The organism is Mesorhizobium sp. B2-4-7, from assembly GCF_006442685.1.
In the GTDB taxonomy this organism is placed as follows: Bacteria; Pseudomonadota; Alphaproteobacteria; order Rhizobiales; family Rhizobiaceae; genus Mesorhizobium.
The window spans coordinates 471,528-495,062 of the sequence record NZ_VFVH01000004.1 but is presented as its reverse complement, the minus strand read 5'-3'; the positions used below and the strand labels follow the sequence as shown (position 1 = coordinate 495,062).

The 23,535-nt window shown below is 63.7% G+C and carries 19 protein-coding genes; 5 read left to right on the top strand and 14 right to left on the bottom strand.

Annotated features, from left to right (window positions below):
* Positions 1-125: 125 nt before the first annotated feature.
* The 11 genes from FJ946_RS15530 to puuE form a co-directional block, all read right to left on the bottom strand.
* Entirely contained in the window at positions 126-977 is an 852-nt protein-coding gene (locus FJ946_RS15530; RefSeq protein WP_181167429.1) for an alkaline phosphatase family protein, read from the bottom strand.
* A gap of 69 nt (positions 978-1,046) precedes the next feature.
* Positions 1,047-2,630: an ABC transporter substrate-binding protein gene (locus tag FJ946_RS15525; protein WP_140567857.1), complete on the bottom strand. Its 1,584-nt coding sequence runs from the start codon at positions 2,628-2,630 to the stop codon at positions 1,047-1,049.
* Positions 2,631-2,747: 117 nt separating this feature from the next.
* Positions 2,748-4,403, bottom strand: coding sequence for an ABC transporter ATP-binding protein (locus FJ946_RS15520; protein WP_140501254.1), 1,656 nt, complete (start codon positions 4,401-4,403; stop codon positions 2,748-2,750).
* On the bottom strand, positions 4,403-5,227 hold the full coding sequence (locus FJ946_RS15515) for an ABC transporter permease (protein ID WP_140512801.1): 825 nt from the start codon (positions 5,225-5,227) through the stop codon (positions 4,403-4,405). The genes FJ946_RS15520 and FJ946_RS15515 overlap by 1 nt, the downstream gene beginning before the upstream one ends.
* A gap of 11 nt (positions 5,228-5,238) precedes the next feature.
* On the bottom strand, positions 5,239-6,198 hold the full coding sequence (locus FJ946_RS15510; protein WP_140512803.1) for an ABC transporter permease: 960 nt from the start codon (positions 6,196-6,198) through the stop codon (positions 5,239-5,241).
* Between the two features lie 15 nt (positions 6,199-6,213).
* On the bottom strand, positions 6,214-7,800 hold the full coding sequence (locus tag FJ946_RS15505; RefSeq protein WP_140512805.1) for an ABC transporter substrate-binding protein: 1,587 nt from the start codon (positions 7,798-7,800) through the stop codon (positions 6,214-6,216).
* Between the two features lie 153 nt (positions 7,801-7,953).
* Entirely contained in the window at positions 7,954-9,939 is a 1,986-nt protein-coding gene (locus FJ946_RS15500) for a CocE/NonD family hydrolase (protein WP_140567855.1), read from the bottom strand.
* A 92-nt stretch (positions 9,940-10,031) separates the two neighbouring features.
* Positions 10,032-10,625: a nucleoside deaminase gene (locus tag FJ946_RS15495; protein WP_140567853.1), complete on the bottom strand. Its 594-nt coding sequence runs from the start codon at positions 10,623-10,625 to the stop codon at positions 10,032-10,034.
* Positions 10,625-11,128, bottom strand: coding sequence for an ureidoglycolate lyase (locus FJ946_RS15490; protein ID WP_140567851.1), 504 nt, complete (start codon positions 11,126-11,128; stop codon positions 10,625-10,627). The genes FJ946_RS15495 and FJ946_RS15490 overlap by 1 nt, the downstream gene beginning before the upstream one ends.
* Positions 11,125-11,988: a bifunctional allantoicase/(S)-ureidoglycine aminohydrolase gene (locus FJ946_RS15485; RefSeq protein ID WP_140567850.1), complete on the bottom strand. Its 864-nt coding sequence runs from the start codon at positions 11,986-11,988 to the stop codon at positions 11,125-11,127. Before FJ946_RS15485 ends, FJ946_RS15490 begins: the two co-directional genes overlap by 4 nt.
* Before the next feature lie 10 nt (positions 11,989-11,998).
* Positions 11,999-13,423, bottom strand: a complete 1,425-nt coding sequence (gene puuE, locus FJ946_RS15480; RefSeq protein ID WP_140567848.1) for an allantoinase PuuE — start codon at positions 13,421-13,423, stop codon at positions 11,999-12,001.
* A gap of 201 nt (positions 13,424-13,624) precedes the next feature.
* Here puuE and uraH point away from each other — a divergent pair, with 201 nt between their 5' ends.
* The 4 genes from uraH to xdhC all read left to right on the top strand — a co-directional run bounded on the left by uraH (position 13,625) and on the right by xdhC (position 18,899).
* On the top strand, positions 13,625-13,999 hold the full coding sequence (gene uraH / locus FJ946_RS15475) for a hydroxyisourate hydrolase (protein WP_140501174.1): 375 nt from the start codon (positions 13,625-13,627) through the stop codon (positions 13,997-13,999).
* 3 nt (positions 14,000-14,002) lie between these two features.
* Positions 14,003-15,484, top strand: a complete 1,482-nt coding sequence (gene xdhA / locus FJ946_RS15470; RefSeq protein ID WP_140567846.1) for a xanthine dehydrogenase small subunit — start codon at positions 14,003-14,005, stop codon at positions 15,482-15,484.
* Positions 15,484-17,829: a xanthine dehydrogenase molybdopterin binding subunit gene (gene xdhB, locus FJ946_RS15465; protein ID WP_140567895.1), complete on the top strand. Its 2,346-nt coding sequence runs from the start codon at positions 15,484-15,486 to the stop codon at positions 17,827-17,829. The genes xdhA and xdhB overlap by 1 nt, the downstream gene beginning before the upstream one ends.
* A gap of 62 nt (positions 17,830-17,891) precedes the next feature.
* Positions 17,892-18,899 carry a xanthine dehydrogenase accessory protein XdhC gene (gene xdhC / locus FJ946_RS15460; RefSeq protein ID WP_140567843.1) on the top strand — a complete coding sequence of 336 codons (1,008 nt, stop codon included), beginning with the start codon at positions 17,892-17,894 and terminating at the stop codon, positions 18,897-18,899.
* Positions 18,900-18,912: 13 nt separating this feature from the next.
* On the opposite strand, the gene FJ946_RS15455 is transcribed toward xdhC, so the two are convergent.
* The 3 genes from FJ946_RS15455 to FJ946_RS15445 all read right to left on the bottom strand — a co-directional run bounded on the left by FJ946_RS15455 (position 18,913) and on the right by FJ946_RS15445 (position 22,178).
* Positions 18,913-20,169, bottom strand: a complete 1,257-nt coding sequence (locus tag FJ946_RS15455) for an LLM class flavin-dependent oxidoreductase (RefSeq protein ID WP_140567840.1) — start codon at positions 20,167-20,169, stop codon at positions 18,913-18,915.
* The gene (locus FJ946_RS15450) at positions 20,166-21,149 is read right to left on the bottom strand and encodes an LLM class flavin-dependent oxidoreductase (protein WP_140567837.1); all 984 of its coding nucleotides are present in this window, start codon (positions 21,147-21,149) and stop codon (positions 20,166-20,168) included. Before FJ946_RS15450 ends, FJ946_RS15455 begins: the two co-directional genes overlap by 4 nt.
* 108 nt (positions 21,150-21,257) lie before the next feature.
* Positions 21,258-22,178, bottom strand: coding sequence for a LysR family transcriptional regulator (locus FJ946_RS15445; protein ID WP_140501163.1), 921 nt, complete (start codon positions 22,176-22,178; stop codon positions 21,258-21,260).
* Positions 22,179-22,316: 138 nt separating this feature from the next.
* Between FJ946_RS15445 and FJ946_RS15440 the strand changes: the two genes are divergently transcribed.
* Positions 22,317-23,534 (top strand): urate hydroxylase PuuD, encoded by a 1,218-nt coding sequence (locus FJ946_RS15440; protein WP_140567835.1) that lies wholly within the window; start codon positions 22,317-22,319, stop codon positions 23,532-23,534.
* Position 23,535 lies beyond the last annotated feature (1 nt).

Below are 23,535 nucleotides of genomic sequence, written 5' to 3'. Positions count from 1 at the left end.
ACCGATCGAGCCGCCTGGCTCCTGCCTGCTCTGTCGCTGATCGGCTCAAAAAGGTTCATCCTCCGCCAAGGAATTTGCGGAGGCTAACCGAAGAAGATGAGCCTTGCCAGTGGGTGAAGGGGAAGCTAGCTCAGGAAGGGCTTCGCCTTCATCGTCTCGGGTATCGCCACCCCAAGCCGGCTCAGAACCGTCGGTGCCAGCTGCAATTGGTCGAGCAGCGTGTCGGCATCTGGGCCGTTGCCGCCGCCGAAATAATACAGCGCGAAATCCTGCATCTCCTCATCATGGCCGCCATGGTGGCCGCGGTCGGTCTGGCCGTGATCGGCGGTGACGATCACTTCATAGCCGGCGTCGCGCCAGCGCGGCAGGAAAGCGGCCAGCATGCCGTCCATCGCGTAGCAGGCATGGTCCATCTCGTGACAGTCATGGCCGAAACGGTGGCCCATCGAGTCCAGCGTGCAAGTGTGCAGGATGCCGTAGTCGATGCCGTGGCGGCTGCTCAGCATGGTCAGCGTGGCGAACAGGTCGACGTCGCTCGGCGTCATCTGGTTGCGCGCGTTGTAGCCGGTCATGGTGTGGAAGCGGCCATGCGTGATCGGCCCGCCCGGCTCGTCATACTCCATGTCCTCGACGAGGTCGAACGGGTAGGAACGGAAGAACTCCGACCAGTAGGAGTGGGTGACCGCGCCGGTTATTCCCCCGGCCCTGGTGACCTCCGAGAAGATGTCGGGCCGGCTGACGCGGAAGCGGTTCTCGTTGGAAAGAATGCCATGCGCCTGCGGCGGCACCCCGGTGTGGATCGAAGCATAACAGCAGGCCGAGGTCGACGGCAGCACCGAGCGCATCCTCCATACCCGCGCTTCGCCCGACTGCACCCAGCCTTCGAGGTTGCCCATCAGCCGGCGCCAGTTCCGGTAAGGCACGCCGTCGAGGATGATCAGCAACAGTTTGGTCTTGAGCGCCACGAGCTGCTCCATGCGATTGTCGGGGGAACGAGCACGCCGCGTGTCGCACGGACACGCGGCGCTTTCGGCGGGAACTTGATGTCAGGCGTTCAGCCAGCATTCGGCGAGCGCGTAGCCGTCCATCATCTCGCCGATCGGGCTCTTGGCGAAGCCGCCGATCTTGTCGGTGGCGGCGTCGATGAACTGGTTGAAGAAAGGCACGATCAATCCGCCTTCGTCGCGCATCAGCACGGCCATGTCGTGATAGATCGCCTTGCGCTTGTCCTGGTCGAGCTCGCCGCGCGCTGCAAACAGCATCTTGTCGAACTCGGGCCGCTTGAAACGCGTGTCGTTCCAGTCGGCGTTCGACACATAGCCGGTGGAATACATCTGGTCCTGCGTGGCACGCCCGCCCCAGTAAGACAGCGAGAAAGGCTGCTTGTTCCAGACCTCCGACCAATAGCCGTCGCCAGGCTCGCGCTTGATCTCGATCTTGATGCCTGCCTTGGCGGCGCTCTGCTGATAGAGCTGTGCCGCATCGACGGCCCCGGGGAAGGCGACGTCGGAGGTGCGCAGCAGGATCGAGCCGCTGTGGCCCGACTTCTTGTAGAGCGCCGCCGCCTTTTCCGGATCGAACTTGCGCTGTTCGATGGCCGAAAACAGCGGATAGGCCTCGTTGATCGGGAAATCGTTGCCGACCGAACCGTAGCCGCGCAGGATCTTTTCCAGCATCTCGTCGCGGTCCATGGCGAGCTTGAGCGCCATCCTGAGATCGCCGTTGTCGAAGGGCGCGGTGTCGCAGAACATGTTGAACGGGTAATAGCCCTTGCCCGAAACGTTCTCGATGCTGACGCCGGGGATGCGCTTGACGAGATCGACCACCTTCGGCTCGACGCGATTGATCATGTGCACCTGGCCGCCTTGCAGGGCCGCCAGCCGCGCCGTCGCATCGTTGATGACGACGATCTCGACCTGGTCGGCATGGCCCGCCTTGTCGCCCTGCCAGTAATTGGCGAAGCGCTCGCCGCCGTGGCGCACGCCGGGCTGGTTGACGGTCACCTTATAGGGGCCGGCGCTGATGCCCGCGTTCGGATTGTCCTTGCCGCCATTGGGCTGGATGACGAGATGATAGTCGGCCATCAGATAGGGGAAGTCGGCATCGGCGTCGGCAAGCGTGACGACGACCTCCTTGCCCTTGGCCTTGATGCCCTTGATGTTTTTGAGAATGCCGAGTGCGCCCGACTTCGACTTCTCGTCGGCGTGGCGCTCGATGGTGGCCGCGACATCCTCCGCGCCGACCGTCTTGCCATTGTGGAACTCGATGCCGTCACGGATCTTGATCGTCCAGGTCTTGGCATCCGGGGAAGCGCCGATGTCCTCGGCGATCAGGTTGACCAACCTGTTGTCGGGGGTGAGGCGAACCAGATATTCGCCCCACTGCTTGCCGAAGCTGAAGGTGACCTGGCTGAGGTTAAGCGCCGGATCGAGGCTGTTGGTCGATTCGCCGCCCTGCAGGCCGGCCTTGAGAATGCCGCCCTTGACCGGCGTCTGCGCGAAGGCTTTCCCGGCCAGCGTCGTTGCCAGCGCCGCCGACATGCCCAGCGCCGCGGTGCGCCCAAGAAAATCACGCCGAGATATCCGGCCCTGGCCGGCGAGTTCAGCGAGATGGTCGAGTTCAGTCTTCATGTCCTACCCCCTTTTTGAAACAACCGCACACAGGCGACGCCCGTCCGAAGGGACGCGTGGCCCTCCAGTGTTGCATGCGGATCACGGTCGTCATCTCCTTGACTGGCGAACCGCTGCCTAGTTCCCGGCGCTCGCCATGCGTCGCCCCTTGATCGCCTTTTCCAGCCAGCCGATCTCCATTTCCGGAACCGAGGACAGCAAGAGGTCGGTATAGGCATCGAAAGGCGGTGTGAGCACCTTGCTTTTGGAACCGTAACGGACCACCTCGCCGCGATACATCACCGCGATCGAATCGGCGATCGACCTTACCGTCGCAAGGTCGTGGGTAATGAAGAGATATGCGACCTTCTCGTGCTGCTGCAGGTTCAACAAAAGCTTGAGAATGCCGTTGGCCACCAGCGGGTCGAGCGCCGAGGTCACCTCGTCGCAGATGATCAGCTTCGGTTTGGCGGCGAGCGAGCGGGCGATGCAGACGCGCTGCTTCTGGCCGCCCGACAGCTCCGCCGGATAGCGGTCGAGGAAGCCTTTGCCCATCTCGATCTCGTCGAGCAATTCGGCGACGCGCCGGTCGCGCTCACGTCCCCGCATGCCGAAATAGAACTCCAGCGGCCGGCCGATGATGGTGCCGACGGTCTGGCGCGGGTTCATGGCCACGTCGGCCATCTGGTAAATCATCTGCAGCTGCCGCAGATCCTCCTTCGGCCGGTCGGCAAGCCGGTTGGCAAGCGGGCGCCCGTCGAAGGTCACCGTGCCCTGTTCGGGCGGCAGGAGCCCTGTGATGGCGCGCGCCAGCGTCGACTTGCCGGAGCCGGACTCGCCGACCACCGCCAGCGTCTGGCCGGGATAGATATCGACGGAGACGTTCTTCAGCACCTTGACATGACCGCCGCCATAAGCGGCGGTGACGTTCTTCACGGACAGGAATGGCGAGACGCCGGGTTTCTGCTCGGCGTGTTCGATCTCGTGCACTGACACCAAAGCGTTGGTGTACTCCTGGCGCGGTTCCTTGATGATCTGGCGGGTGCCGCCCCATTCGACCAGACGGCCGTGGCGCAGCACCATGATCTCGTCCGAAACCTGGGCGACGACGGCGAGGTCGTGGGTGATATAGAGCGCGGCCACATGCGTGTCGCGGATGGCGTCCTTGATCGCCGACAGCACGTCGATCTGCGTGGTCACGTCGAGCGCCGTCGTCGGCTCGTCGAAGACGATCAGGTCCGGTTCCGAGCACAGCGCCATCGCCGTCATCACACGCTGCAGCTGGCCGCCGGAGACCTGGTGCGGGAAACGCTCGCCGATGGTTTCGGGATTGGGCAGGCTCAGCTTCTTGAACAGCGCGACGGCGCGTTTCTCGGCCTCCGCGCGCGTCGCCCTGCCGTGCAGGAGGGTGGCTTCGACGACCTGGTCCATCAGCCTGTGCGCCGGGTTGAAAGCCGCTGCCGCCGACTGCGCGACATAGCAGACCTCGCGTCCGCGCAGTCTGCGGAAACCTTCCTTGCCGCCCTTGAGGATGTCGCGGCCGTTGAGGAGTACCTCGCCGCCGGTGATGCGCACGCCGCCGCGCCCATAACCCATCGAAGACAGGCCGATGGTCGACTTGCCGGCACCGGATTCGCCGATCAGGCCGAGCACCTTGCCCTTTTCCAGGGTCAGCGAGACGTCATGGACGAGCGTGATGGTCTTTGGCGCTTCGCCCGGTGGGTAGACCATGGCCTCGATGCGCAGGTTGCGGATATCGAGGAGCGGGCTGGATTTGGCTTTGCTGTCGGCCATCATCCGCGTCCTCCTTTCAGGCTTGTCGTGCGGTTGAGTACCCAGTCGGCGACGAGATTGACCGAGATCGCAAGCGCCGCGATCGCGGCCGCCGGTATGAGCGCCGCGGCAATGCCGAAGACGATGCCGTCCTTGTTTTCCTTGACCATGCCGCCCCAGTCGGCATCCGGCGGCTGTACGCCGAGGCCAAGAAAGGAGAGCGTCGACAGGAACAGCACGGCATAGATGAAGCGCAGGCCGAGTTCCGAGACCAGCGGCGACAGCGCATTGGGCAGGATCTCGCGGAAGATGATCCAGGCGCTGCCTTCGCCGCGCAGCTTGGCGGCTTCGACATAATCCATGACGTTGATGTCGACGGCCACCGCGCGCGACAGGCGGTAGACGCGGGTCGAGTCAAGAATGCCCATCACCAGGATCAGCGTCACCAGGTTTGTCGGCAGCACCGAGAGCACGACAAGGCCCATGATCAGCGTCGGGATCGACATCAGGAGATCGACGAGGCGCGACAGCAGCGTGTCGAACCAGCCGCCGAACACCGCCGCCGAAAAGCCGAGAATGGCGCCAAGCGAGAAGGACAACGCCGTGGCGAGCACTGCGATGAACAGGGTGATGCGCGCACCATAGATCATGCGCGACAGCAGATCGCGGCCAAGGTTGTCGGTGCCCAGCCAGTGCGCCGCCGACATGGGCTCCCAGACGTCGCCGACGATCTCGCCATTGCCGTGCGGCGCAAGCCACGGCGCGAAGATGGCCGCCAACACGAACAGGGCCGTCAGCACCAGGCCGACCAGCGCGGGCACGGGGATGCGTTTGATGTCGAGCATGCCCGCCCTCTTCATTTGGGATGCCTCAGGCGCGGATTGGCGACGATTGCCGCTATATCAGCGATGATGTTGAGGCCGATATAGACGGCGGCGAAGATCAGTCCGACCGCCTGCACCACCGGCACGTCGCGCTTGGTGACGTGATCGACCAGATACTGCCCCATGCCGGGATAGACGAAGATCACTTCGACCACGACCACGCCGACGATCAGATAGGCGAGGTTGAGCATGACCACGTTGATGATCGGCGCGATGGCGTTCGGGAAGGCATGTTTGCGGATGACTGCGAAAGCCGAGAGCCCCTTGAGCTCGGCGGTCTCCACATAGGCCGATTGCATGACGTTTAGGATCGCGGCGCGCGTCATGCGCATCATATGGGCAAGCACCACCAGCGTCAGCGCCGCCGCCGGCAGCGCGATCGCCTGCATGCGTTCACCGAAAGGCATGCCGTCATAGACGGTCGAGATGGCGGGGAACCACTGATGCTGAACCGCGAAGTAGAAGACCAGCAAGTAGCCGATGAAGAATTCCGGGAAGGAGGTCGAGGCGAGCGCCAGTCCCGAGATCAGCTTGTCGACCCAGCCGTTGCGGTAGCGCACCGCGATCAGGCCAAGCGTTATGGCTAGCGGAATGGCCACGATCGCCGCCCAGAAGGCGAGGAACAGCGTGTTCCACAGCCGGCCCTTGATCGATGTCGCGATATCCTGTCCGCTCGACATGGCGGTCCCGAGATCGCCGGTCAAAACGCCGCCGAGCCAGCGGAAATACCTGATATAGGCCGGATCGTTGAGCCCAAGCTGCTCACGCAGATTGGCGAGCGATTCCGGTGTCGCCGACTGCCCTAGGATGGCTTGCGCGACGTCGCCGGGCAGGATCTGTGTGCCGGCGAAGATCAGGACCGAGACGGCCAACAAAAGGAGGATGCCCAGCGCGACGCGCTGGGCCACCAGTTTCACGATGGGTGAGGACATCTGGGCAAGGCCGGCTCAGGCTTCGAGCCAGCACTTTGCCAGGGCATAGCCATTCATCAACTCCTGGTGCGGATCGTCCACCCAGCCGCCCACCTTGGCGCCGGTGGCGTCGATGAACTGGTTGAACATCGGCAGGATCAGGCCGCCTTCGTCGCGCACCATGACGGCCATGTCGTGATACATCGCCTTGCGCTTGGCCTCGTCCAGCTCGGCGCGCGCCGCCAGCACCATCTTGTCGAAATCCGGGCGCTTGAAACGCGTGTCGTTCCAGTCGGCGGTCGACAGGTAGGCGGTCGAGTACATCTGGTCCTGGGTCGAGCGTCCGCCCCAATAGGAGGCGCAGAAGGGCTGCTTGTTCCAGACCTCGTTCCAGTAGCCGTCGCCCGGCTCGCGCTTGAGCTCGATCTGGATGCCGGCCTTGGCCGCGCTCTGCTGGAAAAGCTGGGACGCGTCGACGGCGCCGGGAAAGGCGACATCGGAGGTCCTGAGCAGCACCGCGCCGTCATGCCCCGACTTCTTGTAGTGGAACTTGGCCTTGTCCGGATCGTATGTGCGCTGCTCGATCTCGGTGAACAGCGGGTAGGCGGCATTGATCGGGAAATCATTGCCGAGCGAACCGTAACCGCGCAGCACCTTCTTCAGCATTTCTTCGCGGTCGATCGCCAGCTTCAGCGCCATCCTGAGGTCGTTGTTGTCGAACGGCGCCGTATTGCAGTGCATGATGAAGACGTAGTGGCCCGGTCCCGCATGGTTGCGGATGGTGACGCCCGGCACGCGTTTGATCAGGTCGACGATCTTCGGCTCGACGCGGTTGACCATGTTGACCTGGCCGCCCTGCAGGGCGGCCGTACGGGCCGTAGCGTCGTTGATGACGATGATCTCGATCTGGTCGGCATGGCCCATCTTGTCGCCCTGCCAGTAATTGGCGAAGCGCTCGCCGCCATGGCGCACGCCGGGCTCGTTGGTGGTGACCTTGTAAGGGCCCGCCGAGATGCCGGCATCGGCCTTGTCCTTGCCGCCATTGGGCTGGACGATCAGGTGGTAGTCGCTGAGCAGGTAGGGCAGATCGGCATTGGCCTCCTTCAGCGTCAGCACCACTTCCTTGCCGCTGGCCTTGATGCTTTCGATGCCTTTCATGTAGCCGAGCGCGCCGGACTTCGACTTCTCGTCCGAATGACGCTCGAGCGTGGCGGCGACGTCTTCGGCGGTCACCGTCTTGCCATTGTGGAATTCGACGCCGTCGCGGATCTTCAGCGTCCAGACCTTGGCATCGTCGGACGAGCCGATCTCCTCGGCGATGCGGTTCTCGAGCTTGCCCTCTGGGGAAAGCTCGACGATCAGTTCGCCCCACATCTTGCCGAAGGCGAACGGCACCTGCGTCATGAACAGGGCTGGATCCAGGCTGTTGGTGGACTCGCCGCCAACCAGGCCTGCCTTGAGCGTGCCGCCCTTGACCGGGCCGGCTGCGCGCGCCGCGCTCGAAAGCAGTGAGTTGGCGAAGGTCGCGGTGACGCCGAGCGCTGCCGCCCGGCCGAGAAAATCCCGACGGCTGAGCTTGCCTGAGGCGACGCGTCGGCTAAGGAATTCCAGTTCGTTTGACATTTTGAGTTCCTCACTCTGTTGGTTCGACCTTAGTGGTCGTTTTCTTGTTTCTTGTGAGGGGAATAATGACCGCAAGGGAAAGCGGTAAGCAAGACCGAATGCGACATGCCGTGGCGTAAATGGCACGTCGCAATTGGACCAATGCCTTGCCGCTCAAACAAGCGAGCGCGGAACCGCCTGTTCAAAATCGCGTTCGAAGACGAGTTTTTCGCCTTCGTAAGCTTCAATTCGGGCGCTTACGATGAAGTTTTTGGCGTCCGAGCGTATTTCGGCCGATGTTTCGGTGCGCACCGACCATCCGCTTCGCGACAGGGTTTGCGTCCAATGCGTCCGTCCCCCAGCCGACAACGGATCGTCCGGATGGATCGTCCAGGTCTCGCGGGCGATGCTGCCGTTCGCCAGGCCATGTGCAAGATCGCGCACCTCGCCGAAATCGTCTTCTATGGAAAGCGTGACGATGCCGGTCTTCTCGTCGCGGTCGACGCGGCGTTCCGAATTGGCCGGGCGGATGGTCTCGGTTGCCCAGGGGGAAGCGGCCTCCGGCGCGGCGAACGTGACCTCGTCGCCCGTCGCCAGCGGGCGCAGCGGCAGCTTCAGCGTCGCCGCCGACAGGCTTAGGCGGACCGGCTCCGGCGAGGGCCAGATCATAGGCCAGTAGGCGTTCGAGACGGCTATGCGCAAATGGTGGCCGGCCGGCACGCGATAGGCGCACTGGTCGAGCACGACGCGTGCCGAAACGCTCTCGCCGGGGACAAGCGCTTGCGGGAATTCGTGGGAGAGGCGATGCGTGAGGTTGAGCACGCCATAGGAGATCAGCTCGGAGGCGCCATCGGGATGTACGTCGCAAAGCCGCACCGCGATGTTGGCCTGCGGGCGGTCGCAGGATAACCGGACGTAGACTTCCGGTGCGCCGACGACGTCGATCGCCTCGGCGAGTTCCGGCTGGTCGAAACACACCGACAGCGCGTCGTCGGGACGCTGGTCGCCCGGCAATTCCGGGCCGAAGGTGAACGGGAAATACTCACCGCCGGCCAGCCCACAGCTTTGCGGCGAAGCGATGGTGACGGATTTACCGCCCGCCGGGATCAATTCGATCGTTTGCGTCTTGATGTCGGGCGAAGGCCACTGCCGCTCCGCCACCCAGCGGCCCGGCCGTTCCGGATGCCAGCGCGCCGGCCGCACGCTGTCCATCACATAGGCGCGGTAGGCCGGGTCGGCCTCGACGCCGGTCTCGACGCCCTTTAGCCAGCGGTCCCACCAGCGTAGCGCTTCCTGCAGGAAGCCGATTGCCGGCTGGGGCCCGGCATAATGCGGGTATTTGTGGATCCAGGGGCCGACGATGCCTTTGACCGGCGCCTCGATGTTGGCGACGAGATGCGAGATGGTGTTGCGGTAGCCGTCATGCCAGCCGCCGATCGACAGCACCGCGGCCTTGACGGCGGAGAAATCCTCGCAGATCGAGCCGCGTTTCCAGTAGGCGTCGCGGTGCTGGTGGCCAAGCCAGAGCGGCAAAAGGAACGACTGGTTCTCCAGTCGGCTGAGCCACAGGTCGCGCCATCTGTTGTCGCCCGCCAGCAGCGGGTCCGGCGGCCGTGACGAATAGGACAGCATTGTCGAGGCCCAGCCGAAGTTCTCCAGCAGCAAGCAGCCGCCCTTGTAGTGGATGTCGTCGGCATAGCGATCGACGGTCGAGCACAGGCTGATCACCGCCTTGAGCGCCGGCGGCTGCTTGGCGGCCACCTGCAGGCAGTTGAAGCCGCCCCAGGAAATACCCATCATGCCGACATTGCCGTTGCACCAGGGTTGAGCCGCCGCCCAGGCGATGACGTCGCAGGCGTCCTGCAACTCCTGCTCGGAATATTCGTCGTCCATCAGCCCTTCGGAATCGCCATTGCCGCGCATGTCGACACGGATCGAGGCATAGCCGTGGCCGGCGAAATAGGGATGCGTCAGCTGGTCGCGAAAGATGGTGCCGTCGCGCTTGCGGTAAGGCAGGTGCTCGAGGATGACAGGCACCGGATCGTCGCCGGCATCTTCCGGCATCCATACCCGCGCCGACAGCCGGCAGCCATCCGGCATGACGATGGCCATGTCAGGGAATTCGACGACCTTGCGGGGAAACTCGGTGACGGTTTTCATGGCGCGCATAACGCCTCGCGGCGCGGCAAGTTTCAATCGCCATTCGCGACTGGAGCAGCGGAATATGCGACCTGTGCCGCTGCTTGGTGCCCTCAGTTCAGCGGAATGTCGTTCTCGGCCTTGTTCGCCTGGTAGTCGCCAGAGAGCGCTTCATAAAGTGCTGCAATCTTGCCGATGCGCGTCTCCAGCCGCCCGCGTTCCGCCTCGGGCAGCGCCCGCACCAGCCTGCGGATCGAAAAGCTCTTCCAATAGGCGTTCTCGGCATTGTAATCGCCGGGATCGAGGGTGAAGACCTCTTTTAGGATTTTCAGATCGTGCGGGATGGCAAAACTGTCGCGCGAATCCTCGTGGCTGAACAGATAGTAGAAATTGTCGAAACCGGTCCAGGTGATCGCCGACAGACAGAGCGAACAGGGCTCGTGCGTGGCCAGGAAGATGGCCTCCGTGGTGTCGACACGTTCGGCGCTCGGCATTTCGTAGAAGCGTTTCAGGCAGTGCACTTCGCCATGCCAGAGCGGGTTTTCGATCTCGTTGTTGGTTTCGGCCAGCACCAGCGAGCGGTCGCCTTTCTTCAGGATCGCCGCGCCGAACAGCTTGTTGCCATGGGCGACGCCTTCCTGCGTCTTCGGCACGATGTCGTGCTCGATGACGTCGAGCAGGCGGTCGATCAGCGAAATGTCGGTCATCAAAGGATCTCGTCGGGGAGATGAATCTCGTAGGCGTGCGAAAAATGGAATTCTTCGAGATTGGAGCCGTCGCCGCCACGGTCGACGATCAGGAAATCCTGGGGCTCACCCAATGGCGTCAGTACGCCGTGCCATAGATTGCGTGAATAATTGATGCCTTGCCCTGGCTTGGTGATGAAGGCATGCGGCTCGGCCGGACCGTCCTTGCCGTCATGACAGACGACCACCATGAACGGTCGTGGCGACAGCGGGATAAAGGCCTGGCTGCCGAGCGGGTGACGCTCGACCATGGTCAGCGCCAGCGGCAATTCGTAAGGCGTGCCGCGCACCATCGAGATCAGCACGCGCGCATTCGGCCCTACCGCCTCGGCGGTCGCCAGATCATGGTAGCGCTCGGCCTTGCCGCCATTGATCGGGTAGTGGTTGTCGCCGCCCATGTCGATGACATCGCCGAACGGGGCAAAGCCCTCGCGGGTCAGCGGCCGCGCGACGATGCGGGTCACGGCGCACGCCCCGCGATCCCGGCACCGCCGAGCTTGGCGTGCCGGTTGACGTCCTTGTAGAGCAGATAGCGGAATTTTCCCGGTCCGCCGGCATAGCAGGCCTGCGGACAGAAGGCGCGCAGCCACATATAGTCGCCGGCCTCCACCTCGACCCAGTCCTGGTTGAGCCGGTAGACGGCCTTGCCTTCCAGGACATAGAGCCCGTGCTCCATGACATGGGTCTCGGCAAAGGGAATGACCGCGCCCGGTTCGAGGGTGACGATGGTCATGTGCATGTCATGGCGCATGTCGGCCGGATCGACGAAGCGCGTCGTCGCCCAACGGCCGTCGGTACCGGGCATCGGCGTCGGCCCGATGTCCTGCTCGTTGGTGAAGAAGGCTTGCGGGACCTCGAGGCCGCTGACGGACTCATAAGCCTTGCGTATCCAGTGAAAGCGGACAGCCGCATTGCTTTCGTTGCGAACAGTCCAGCCGCTCGACGGCGGCAGGAAGGCGAAGCCGCCCGGCCGCAAGACATGTCTTTCGCCGGCAAGCAGGACGGTCAGTTCGCCTTCGACCACGAACAAGGCGCCCTCGGCGCCGGCATCGGGTTCCGGCCGGTCGCTGCCACCGCCGGGCGCGATCTCGACGATGTACTGCGAAAACGTCTCGGCAAAGCCCGACAGCGGCCTCGACAATATCCAGACGCGGGTCTTGTCCCAGAATGGCAGGGCGCTGGTGACGATGTCCTGCATCACGCCCTTGGGAATGACGGCATAGGCCTCGGTGAAGACGGCGCGGCCGGTCAGAAGCTCACTCTGGCCGGAATGGCCGCCATGTGGAGCATAATAGGTTCGCTCGGGCATCCTGATCGTATCCATGGGTTCAAACCTATTGCGGAAGCATGTCCTTGAGGCGGAAGAGCGCGATGCGCTCGACCTGTTTGCAGGCGGTCTCGAATTCGACGCCGCGGCTGTTGCCGATGCGCCTTTCGAACTCCGCCAGGATTTCTTGCCTGGTCTTACCCTTCACCGCGATGATGAACGGGAAACCGAAGGTGGTGACGTAGGCGGCATTGAGCTTGGAAAACAGCTCGCGCTCCTTGTCGGTCAGCTCATCGAGGCCGGCCGAAGCCTGTTCCCTGGCCGATTCAGCCGTCAGCCGCCTGGCCCTTGCCAGCTTGCCGGCAAGGTCGGGATGGGCGTTGAGCACGCCGAGCCGCTCCGTTTCGCTTGCGGCGCGGAAAACGCGGCAGAGCGCATTGTGCAGGCCGCCGGCGCTGTCGTGCGCCGGGCCAAGTTCCAGCTCGTAGGCGCGCTCGGCTATCCACGGCGAATGTTCGAAAACGCCGCCGAAAGCATGCACGAAGGCCTCGAATTCCATCCTCGAAGGGCGCAGCACCGGCTGCTTGTATGGATGGGTCTCGCGCCAATGCCTGGCGATGTCGATACGCCGCGCCAGCCAGACCTTGTCGTGCGACTTCACATAGTCGACGAAGCGCTTCAGCGCCGCCACCCGCCCCGGCCGCCCGACGAGGCGACAGTGCAGGCCGATATTCATCATGCGCGGCCGCCCAGCCTTGCCTTCGGCATAGAGCGTGTCGAAACTGTCCTTCAGGTAGGCGAAGAACTGGTCGCCCGAGTTGAAGCCCTGCGGCGTGGCGAAGCGCATGTCGTTGGCATCGAGCGTGTAGGGGATGATGAGCTGTGGCCTGTCGGTCCCGTCATCCGCGAACCAGTAGGGCAGCTCGTCGTCATAAGTGTCGGAGACGTAGTCGAAGCCGCCTTCCTCCGCCACCAGCCGCACGGTGTTGACCGACGTCCGGCCGGTGTACCAGCCCGTCGGGCGCGCGCCTGTCACTTCGTAGTGCAGCCGGATCGCCTCCTTGAGGTCGCGGCGCTCGTCCTCGGCGCTGTGGTCGCGGTAGTCGATCCATTTCAGTCCGTGCGAGGCGATCTCCCAGCCGGCATCCTGCATCGCCGTCACCTGATCGGGCGAGCGGGCGAGTGCCGTGGCGACGCCGTAACAGGTCACTGGCACCTCGGCCTCGGTGAACAGGCGAAGCAGCCGCCAGAAGCCTGCCCGCGCCCCATATTCGTAGATCGATTCCATGTTCCAATGGCGTTGGCCCGCCCAGGGAGCCGCGCCGACGATTTCCGACAGGAAGGCTTCCGAAGCCTTGTCGCCATGCAGGACGCAGTTCTCGCCGCCTTCTTCGTAATTGACGACAAATTGCACGGCCACATGCGCGCCACCGGGCCATTTGGGATCCGGCGGATTGGCTCCGTAGCCGCGCATGTCTCTGGTGTAACGCATCGTCCCTCCCACGGGGCATCGCCCGAAGTATGATCAGGATATCGAAAGGGTGCTTCTCGCATTCCCCCGAAAATTTTTGAAAGTGTTTTTGTCGCACTCCGCTCGACCGGGACTTATGCATCGCCTTTAATTGGCGCACAATTCATCAGCAATGTTTGGCTGTACCGGCCGGTTTGTTCGTATTGGAATGGGAGGCGGACAATGGCAGAAACGTCGAAAATCGATGGCGGGCGTCTGACGACCCATGTCCTGGATACGGCAACCGGCAAGCCCGCGGCGGGATTGTCGATCGCGCTCTACCGGATCGATGGCCCGGCCAGGACGCATCTGAAGACGGTCGCCACCAACGCCGATGGCCGTTGCGACGCACCGCTTTTGGCCGACGCGGATTTCCAGACCGGCGAATACGAGCTGGTTTTCGCCGCTGGCGACTATCTGCGGCGCCAGGGAACGAAACTGCCCGAGCCGGCCTTCCTCGACACCGTGCCGATCCGCTTCGGCATGGCGGATGCCGTGCACTATCATGTGCCGCTGCTCGTCTCGCCCTATGGCTATTCGACTTACAGGGGGAGCTGAGACGTGGCCGAGGTCAAGATCCGCAACGACATCCGCTTTATCCTCAACGGCAGGGATGTCGTGCTGTCATCCGTGGCGCCTGACGCGACCTTGCTTGACTGGCTGCGGCTCGACCGATCGCTGCGCGGCACCAAGGAAGGCTGCGCAGAAGGCGATTGCGGCGCCTGTACCGTACTGGTCGGCAGGCTTTCCGCCGGCGAACTGGTCTATGAAAGTGTTAACGCCTGCATCCGCTTCCTGGGTTCGTTGGACGGCACCCATGTCGTGACGGTCGAGCATCTCCGTGGAACGCCGGGCCAGTTGCACCCGGTGCAGCAGGCGATGGTGGATTTCCACGGCTCGCAATGCGGCTTCTGCACGCCAGGCTTCGTCATGTCGCTTTACGGTTTGTGGATGAAATCACCGGAGCCGTCGGACGCGGCCATCGAAAAGACCTTGCAGGGCAATCTCTGCCGCTGCACCGGCTATGAGGCGATCATGCGCGCGGCTCGCGCCATCTCCAGCTACGGCAAAGCACAGAAGGATCCGCTGGCGCTGGAGCGTCAGTCGATCATGGCCAGACTCGAGGCGATGGGCGACGGGGCACGGATCGAGATCGGCGCCGGCAAGGCGCGGCTCGTCGTGCCGGCTGACGTTGACGATTTCGCCGCCGTGCTCGACAAGGAACCGGGCGCCACCATCGTCGCCGGCTCGACCGATGTCGGTCTCTGGGTGACCAAGCACATGCGCGATATTTCGCCTGTCATCTTCATCGGCAATCTCGACGGGCTGTGCGCCATTGCCGAGGACAAGCACGTGATCTCGATCGGAGCCGGCGTCACCTATTCCGATGCCTTCGCGATGCTGTCGAAACGCATCCCGGCGCTCGGGCCATTGTTCGATCGCATCGGCGGCGAACAGGTGCGCAACATGGGCACGATCGGCGGCAACATCGCCAATGGCTCGCCGATCGGCGACACACCGCCGCCATTCATCGCGCTCGGCGCGCGGCTGACGCTGCGCCGTGGAAGCAAGCGGCGCACGATCCCGCTCGAGGATTTCTTCATCGCCTATGGCAAGCAGGACCGGCAGGCCGGCGAGTTCGTCGAGGCCGTGCATGTGCCGGTTCCGGCAAACGAAACGAAGTTCGGCGTCTACAAGGTCACCAAGCGCCGCGACGAGGATATCACCGCCGCCCTCGGCGCGTTTTTTCTGACCTTGGCCAGGGACGGCACCGTGGCCGATATCCGCATCGCCTATGGCGGCATGGCGGCGACGCCGAAGCGGGCTGCGGCGGTCGAGAAAGCTCTGCTCGGCAAACCCTGGACCGAAGAAACAGTCGAGGCGGCGATGACCGAATACCCAACGGATTTCACGCCGCTCACGGACATGCGGGCAAGCGCTGAATATCGGGCTTTGGCGGCGAAAAACTTGTTGCTGCGTTTCTTTGTCGAAACCACCGGCACCAGGGCACCGTTCCAGGTGTCGCGCAACGAGGCGGCATGATGAACAAGCACGCCAGCGCCAATTTAAAGGCCGAAAAGATCGTCGGCGGCGTCGCCACAGACCAGCGCCATGATTCCGCGCACAAGCATGTCAGCGGCAGCGCCGTTTACATCGATGATATGCCCGAACCGGCGGGCACGCTGCATGGCTGCCTCGGTTTGGCCACGGCCACGCATGCCACCATCGCCAAAATGGACCTGTCGGCGGCGCGCGCCGCCCCCGGCGTGATCGACGTGCTCACGGCAAAGGATGTGCCGGGCGAGAACGACATTTCGCCGACCGGGCGCCATGACGAGCCGGTACTCGCCGACGGCGAGGTACAGTTTTTCGGCCAGCCGATCTTTTGCGTGATTGCCGAGACGCGCGAGCAGGCGCGGCGCGCCACCAGGCTGGCAAGGGTCGAATACGAGGAATTGCCTTTCGTCACCGACATCGGCGCGCTCGATCCGACCAGGGACAAACTCGTCACGCCGCCTCTGACGCTGAAACGCGGCGACGCGGCTGCTGCGATCCGTCAGGCCCCCCGCCGGCTGAAAGGAAAAATGCGCGTCGGCGGCCAGGAGCATTTCTACCTCGAAGGGCATATCGCGATGGCGGTTCCCGGCGAGGATCAGGACGTCACCATCTATTCCTCGACCCAGCATCCGAGCGAAGTCCAGCACATGGTTGGTCATGCACTCGGCGTGCCGAGCAACGCCATTACCGTGGAAATGCGTCGCATGGGGGGCGGCTTCGGCGGCAAGGAAACGCAGGGCAACCAGTTTGCAGCGCTGGCCGCGATCGCCGCCAAGAAGCATCATCGGGCAGTGAAAATCCGGCCCGATCGCGATGACGACATGATCGCCACCGGCAAGCGGCACGATTTCCTCATCGACTACGAAGCCGGCTTCGACGATGAGGGCAATATTCTCGGCGTCGACTTCATGTTCGCGGCGCGCTGCGGCTTTTCTGCGGACCTTTCCGGGCCGGTCACCGACCGCGCGCTGTTCCACTGCGACAATACCTATTTCTGGCCGGCTGTGCATGCACAGTCGGCGCCGCTCTACACCAACACGGTCTCGAACACCGCCTTTCGCGGCTTCGGCGGCCCTCAAGGCATGGTCGGCGCCGAGCGTATCATCGACGAGGTGGCGTTCGCCGTCGGCAAGGACCCGCTCGAGATCCGCAAGCGGAATTTCTACGGCACCGCCGACCGCAACGTCACGCCCTACCATCAGGTGGTCGAGGACAACATCATCCACCGCATCGTTGGGGAACTGGAAGAAAGCGCCAGCTATGCAAGGCGCCGGCGCGAGATCTCGGCCTTCAACAACAACAGCCGCTTCATCAAGCGGGGCTTGGCGCTGACGCCGGTCAAATTCGGCATCTCGTTTACCGCCACGCATTACAATCAGGCCGGCGCGCTGGTGCATGTCTACACCGACGGTTCGGTGCATCTGAACCATGGCGGCACCGAGATGGGGCAGGGCCTCAACGTCAAGGTGGCGCAAGTGGTGGCGCAAGAGTTCCAGATCGATCTCGACCAGGTGAAGATCACCGCGACGACCACCGGCAAGGTGCCGAACACCTCGGCCACCGCCGCGTCGTCCGGCACCGACCTCAATGGAATGGCGGCGCAGAACGGCGCCCGCCAGATCAAGGACCGGCTGACCGATTTCGCCGCCGAGAAATACCAGGTGCCACGCGACCAGGTGCTGTTCCTGCCCAACAGGGTGCGCATCGGCAACCAGGAGATACCTTTCGCCGACCTCGTCAAGCAGGCCTATATGGCCCGCATCCAGCTTTCGGCGGCCGGCTTTTACAAGACGCCGAAGATCCACTGGGACCGCGACAAGGGCGAGGGCCGTCCTTTCTATTATTTCGCCTATGGCGCCTCCTGCTCGGAAGTCTCGGTCGACACGCTGACCGGCGAATACATGGTCGAACGCACCGACATCCTGCACGAGACGGGCCGCTCGCTGAACCGCGCCATCGACCTCGGCCAGGTCGAGGGCGGCTTTATCCAGGGCATGGGCTGGCTGACGACCGAGGAACTGTGGTGGGATGACAAGGGCCGGCTGCGCACGCATGCGCCCTCGACCTATAAGATCCCGCTGGCGTCGGACCGGCCCAAGATCTTCAACGTGACACTGGCCGATTGGCCGGAGGCCGGTGAGCCGACGATCCATCGCTCCAAGGCGGTCGGCGAGCCGCCCTTCCCGCTCGGCATGTCGGTGCTGCATGCCCTGTCCGACGCGGTGGCAAGCGTCGCCGACCACAGGATCTGTCCACGTCTCGATGCGCCTGCGACACCGGAACGCGTGCTGATGGCGATCGAGCGGCTGAAGAAAGAGGCGAAGACCTGACTCCGGCAAAACGTGCAAAACAGGCCGAAAAGGCCTATATTTCCCGACAGGGAATGTAAAAAATGAACACGACTGTGCAAAGCCTGAAAGCCTTTCTTGGCCAAACCGGCCGGGTCGCGCTCGTCGAGGTCGCGGCGACGAAGGGCTCGACGCCGCGCGAGAAGGGCGCCTTCATGCTCGTCTCGCAAGCAGCGACATCGGGCACGATCGGCGGCGGCCAACTGGAATATATGGCCATCGACAAGGCACGGCAGATGCTGGGCTCTTTACCCTCCTCCTTGCGGGGAGGGTCGGCGAGCGGACGCCGCGAAGCGGCGTCAGCGAAACGGGGCGGGGGAGCGGCGTTCACAGATCCCTCGACGACGACGTCGTCCAACCCTATCCACAAGGGGGAGGGTGAAGAGACCCGCCCCGACGCCCACGTGATCCTCGACGTGGCGCTCGGCCCGGAGATCGGCCAATGCTGTGGCGGGCGTGTCGAAGTGTCGATCCGCCTCGTCGATGCGACGTTGGCGCAGGAGCTGATTTCGGCCGCGGAAGTCGAGCAGGCTGAACTGCCTTGTGTCTACATCTTCGGCGGCGGCCACGTCGGCCAGGCGCTGGCCTCCGCGGTCGCCCTTCTCCCTGTGCACCCCGTTGTCATCGAAACACGGGCAGACGCGCTTGAAGGAATGCCGCAAGCCATCGAGACGCGGCTGACCCCGATGCCTGAAGCCGAGGTGCGCAACGCGCCTGCAGGCAGCGCCTTCGCCATCCTCACCCATGATCATGCGCTGGACTTCCTGATTGTCGCCGAAGCCCTGAAGCGTGATGACACCGCCTATGTCGGCATGATCGGCTCAAAGACCAAGAAAGCGACATTCAGGAATTGGTTCCTGAAGTCGGCTGAGGGCACGGAAGCGCAGTTTGCCCGCCTCGTTTCCCCAATTGGCGGTGATGCCGTGAAAGACAAGCGCCCATCCGTCATTGCCGCGCTAGCGGCCGCCGAGATCATGACGGCGCTGGTCAATCACGGCGCCGCGGCAAATGCCGAGCACCAGGTGCCGCATGATAGGACGACGGCCGGGTAAGGTCACGTCGCGGCTATACCGGTTGCTTCAAGCCCAGATGATCGCGCAGTGTGCGGCCCTCATAATCCCTGCGAAACAGGCCGCGCCGCTGCAGCTCCGGCACGACCAGGGTGGCGAAGGCATCGAGTTCGCCGGGGAAATATGACGGCATGACGTTGAAGCCGTCCGCCGCACCGCCCTCGAACCGGGCCTGGAGTTCGTCTGCGATCTGCACCGCGGTCCCGACGATGCGCCAATGGCCGCGTGCGCCAGCGAAATGGCGGGCAAGCTGGCGGATGGAAAGGCCGTCGCGGCGCGATTGCTCGATGACCAGGGCCTGCCGGCTTTTCATGCCTTCGCTCTCCGGCAATTCGGGCAGCGGCCCGTCGAGCGGATAGCGCCGAAGATCGGAGATGCTGAGATAGCTGGACAGCAGCGCTACGCCGACGTCATCGGGGATCAGCTCCTGCAGCTCCTCGTATTTCGCCCGCGCTTCCGCTTCGGTTTCCGCCACCACCGGGGCGACGCCGGGCATGATCTTGATGTCGTCCGGTTCGCGTCCATAGGCCGCCAGACGGCCCTTGAGATCGTCGTAGAAAGCCTTCGCTTCCGCGAAAGTCTGCGCGGCGGTGAACACCACATCGGCGGTGCGAGCGGCGAGATCGCGGCCGACATCCGAGGCGCCGGCCTGAACCATGACCGGGGCGCCCTGCGGCGAACGCGGCAAATCGAGTGGATCGCACACCGAAAAGCTCTGGCCGTCATGGCCGGAGGCGCCGAGCTTGCCGTGCCAAAGCCTGGTGACGACTTCGGCGAATTCTCGTGCCCGTTCATAACGATCGGCGTGGGGTCTGAGACCCGTTGCGCCGAAGTTGGCGGCCTCGATCGGGCTGGCCGACGTGACCAGGTTCCAGCCGGCGCGCCCGCCGCTCAGCTGGTCGAGCGAAAGGAAGGTTCGTGCCAGCCCGTAAGGCTCGTTGTAGCTGGTCGAAGCCGTGGAGACGAGGCCGATGCGGCTGGTCTGGACAGCGAGTGCGGAAAGCAGGCTGATCGGCTCGAAGCCGATCGAACGCGAGGTCTGGCTGGCGATGCTGACATCGGCTTCGCGCAGGCCGGCCGCATCCTCGCAGAACAACAGGTCGAATTTCGCCGCTTCCGCCGTGCGCGCCAGCGCGACGTAATGATCGATGTCGATCCCGGCCTTCACATGGGCCTGGGGATGCCGCCAGGCGGCGATATGGTGGCCCGTCGCCCACAGAAAGGCGCCGAGCTTCATCTGGCGCGCGGTCATCGGTCGCCTCCGCCGCTGAGTCCCAGATGCGAGCGCAGCGTTGTGCCCCCATGGCTCTGTCGAATCACGCCGCGCCGCCGCAGCTCCGGCAGAACGCGATTGGTGAAATCGTCGAGCGCTGAAATGTGCGCGGAGAGCCGGATGTTGAATCCGTCGCAATTGTTCGCCCGGAATTCTTCCTCCATCCTGTCGGCCAGCCCGGCGACGCCGTTGGCGGCGAGGGATATGTCAGCCAATATCCTCACGGCATCCGGTTCGCGCCCGGACGCGGAAACGCGGCGCCTGAATTCGTCATGGCGTGCCTTGCGCCGCGCTGCCTGCCTTTCGTCCAGCAGGATGACATCGGCTGTGCGCGCGGCAATGTCGAGGTCGCCTGCCGCCAGGCCGGACAGGACCAGAACCGGCGTATCCTGCGGCGAACGCGCCACGTTCAGCGGTCCGCGCACGGCGAAGAATTCGCCCTTGTGGTCGAGCTGGTGCATTTTTCCGGGATCGTGAAAGCGGCCGCTGTCTTTGTCGAACAACAGCGCGTCCGCCTCCCAGCCATTCCACAAGCCCTGGACGATGCCGATATATTCCTCGGAGCGGCGGCGAAACTCGTCGCTGGAAAATCCATCCAGCCGGCTGAAATTGGCCGCCTCGCTCGGCGCCTGCGCCATGGTTGCGTTCCATCCGGCGCGACCGTGGCTGATGATATCGAGCGAGGCGAACCGGCGCGCCAGATTGTAGGGCTGGTGGGCAACCATCGACGCGGTGGCGACCAGCCCGATCCTGCTCGTCACGGTCGCCAGTGCGGCAAGCAGGGTCGTCGCTTCGAACGGGTTGCCCGACCCGGCCCTGCCCGGCGGCGCATCGTCGAGAACAATCATGTCCAGCCCGGCCGCTTCCGCCCGCTGCGCGAAGCCGGCCAAGTCGCTGAAGGTGAGCGCGCCGGCCTGCCCGGCCGTGGAGGCAATGTTGAGCGAAACGGTGAGATGCATTGTGGCTAGCTCGTCAGTCGGCGCAAAGCCCATCGGCCATGAGGCGGCATCCGCGAACCTAAGTTCGCCTTCGCGCAAGGCAACCCTTGCGACTGGGCCAGGAGCCGCTCACTTGCCGACCAGTATGTCCTTGATCAGCCGCTGGCAGCGCTCGGCCATGAAATCCAGCAGCAGGCGCACTTTCGGGTCCTGCAGCTTTTTGTGCGGATAGACGGCGGCGAACTGCACCGGCGTGGGCGGCGTGCCGGCCAGGATGATCTTCAGCCGCCGGTCGCGGATGAACGGCTCGACCTCGAAGCGCGGCTTGTTGATGATGCCGCGCCCCGACAGCGCCCAGCCGGTCAGCACGTCGCCATCGTCCGTATCATAGGGCCCGTGCACCTCGAATTTCTGCGGCCCGTTCGGCGTCTGCAGGGTCCAGACATATTCGCGCGCGCCGGAATAGCGCAGCATCAGGCAATCGTGCTTCCTGCTGATCAGTTCCTGCGGCTCGGCCGGCTCTCCGCGTGCCTCCAGATATTTGGGGGCCGCGACCAGCACCCGCTCGCATTCCATGATGCCGCGCATCCTGAGGCTGGAATCCTCGATGATACCGAGCCGGAAGGCGACGTCGATACCCTCTTTCATGATATCGACATTGTGGTCCGAGAGCCTCAGCCGCACCTCGATATCAGGGTATTTGTCGTGGAAATCGGGAATGCCCGAGGCGACCAGGCGGCGGCCGAGGCCGAGCGGCGCGGTCACGCGGATGGTGCCGCGCGGCTGGCCGGAAAGGGCCGAGACCGCGGCCTCCGCCTCGGTGATCGCTTCCAGCACCTGCTTGGCGCCGGTGTAGAACACCGTGCCATGCTCGGTCGGCATCAATTGTCGTGTCGTGCGGTTGAACAGCCGCACACCAAGGTGCTTCTCCAGCTCCTTGATGCGGTTGGAGGCAACCGCCGGCGAAATGCGCATGTCGCGCCCGGCCGCCGACAGATTGCCGAGCTCGACGACGCGGACGAAGACGGCGATGTTGTCGAGATAGGCCATGCGGTTCAGTGGCTTTCAATCAAGCTGCGTGCGAGCAACCTAGTATTTTCCAATTTTTTTTGAAAGTCATCGCACGCCTCGCCTCTTTCCGTTTGCACGCCACACCGTAAAGTCGCTTCATCGGCAGGGACGACTTCAATGATGGATTTCGCTATTTTCTGGGACTGGCTGAGCTTTGCCGTGCGCTGGCTGCATGTCATCACCGGCATCGCCTGGATCGGCTCGTCCTTCTATTTCGTCGCGCTCGATCTCGGTTTGCGCCAGCGACCGGGCATGCCTGCCGGCGCCTTCGGCGAGGAGTGGCAGGTGCATGGCGGCGGCTTCTATCACATCCAGAAATACCTGGTCGCGCCGGCCGAGATGCCGGAACACCTCACCTGGTTCAAATGGGAATCCTACGCCACCTGGCTGTCCGGCTTCGCCATGCTGTGCGTGGTCTACTATGCCGGGGCCGACCTGTTCCTGATCGATCCCAACGTGCTGCCGATGTCTGTGCCGGTCGGCATCGTCCTGTCGATGGCGACGATCGGCGTCGGCTGGGTGGTTTATGACCTGCTCTGCCGTTCGCCGCTGGGCAAAAGCGATACAGGCCTGATGCTGGTGCTCTACTGCGTGCTGGTGTTCATCGCCTGGGGACTGACCCATCTGTTCACCGGCCGCGCCGCTTTCCTGCATCTGGGCGCCATCACCGCCACGATCATGTCGGCCAATGTCTTCATGGTCATCATCCCCAACCAGAAGATTGTCGTCGCCGACCTCATCGCCGGCCGCAAGCCGGATCCGAAATACGGCAAGATCGCCAAGCAGCGCTCGCTCCATAACAATTACCTGACGCTGCCGGTGCTGTTTCTGATGCTGTCGAACCATTACCCGCTGGCGTTCGGCACTGAGTTCAACTGGATCATCGCCTCCCTGGTGTTCATCATCGGCGTGTTGGTCCGCCACTACTTCAACACCGTGCACAAGCGCGCCGGCAACCCGCACTGGACCTGGCTGGGCGCCCTTGTCCTGTTCCTCATCATCGTCTGGTTGTCCACCGTGCCGAAGGTGTTGAGCGGCGAACCAAAGGCGTCCGCCTCGGCCCAAGTCTATATCGCCTCGGCCCATTTCCCGGCCGTGCGCGACACCGTGCTCGGCCGCTGCTCGATGTGCCATTCACCGGAGCCGGTCTACGAGGGCATCTACCATGCGCCCAAGGGCGTGATGCTGGATACCGACGCCGGCATCGCCGAGCATGCCCGCGAGATTTATCTGCAGGCCGGCCGCAGCCATGCCATGCCGCCCGCCAATGTCAGCCAGATCACCGACAAGGAGCGGGCGCTGCTGGTGGCCTGGTTCGAAGGCGCGGGGAAATAAG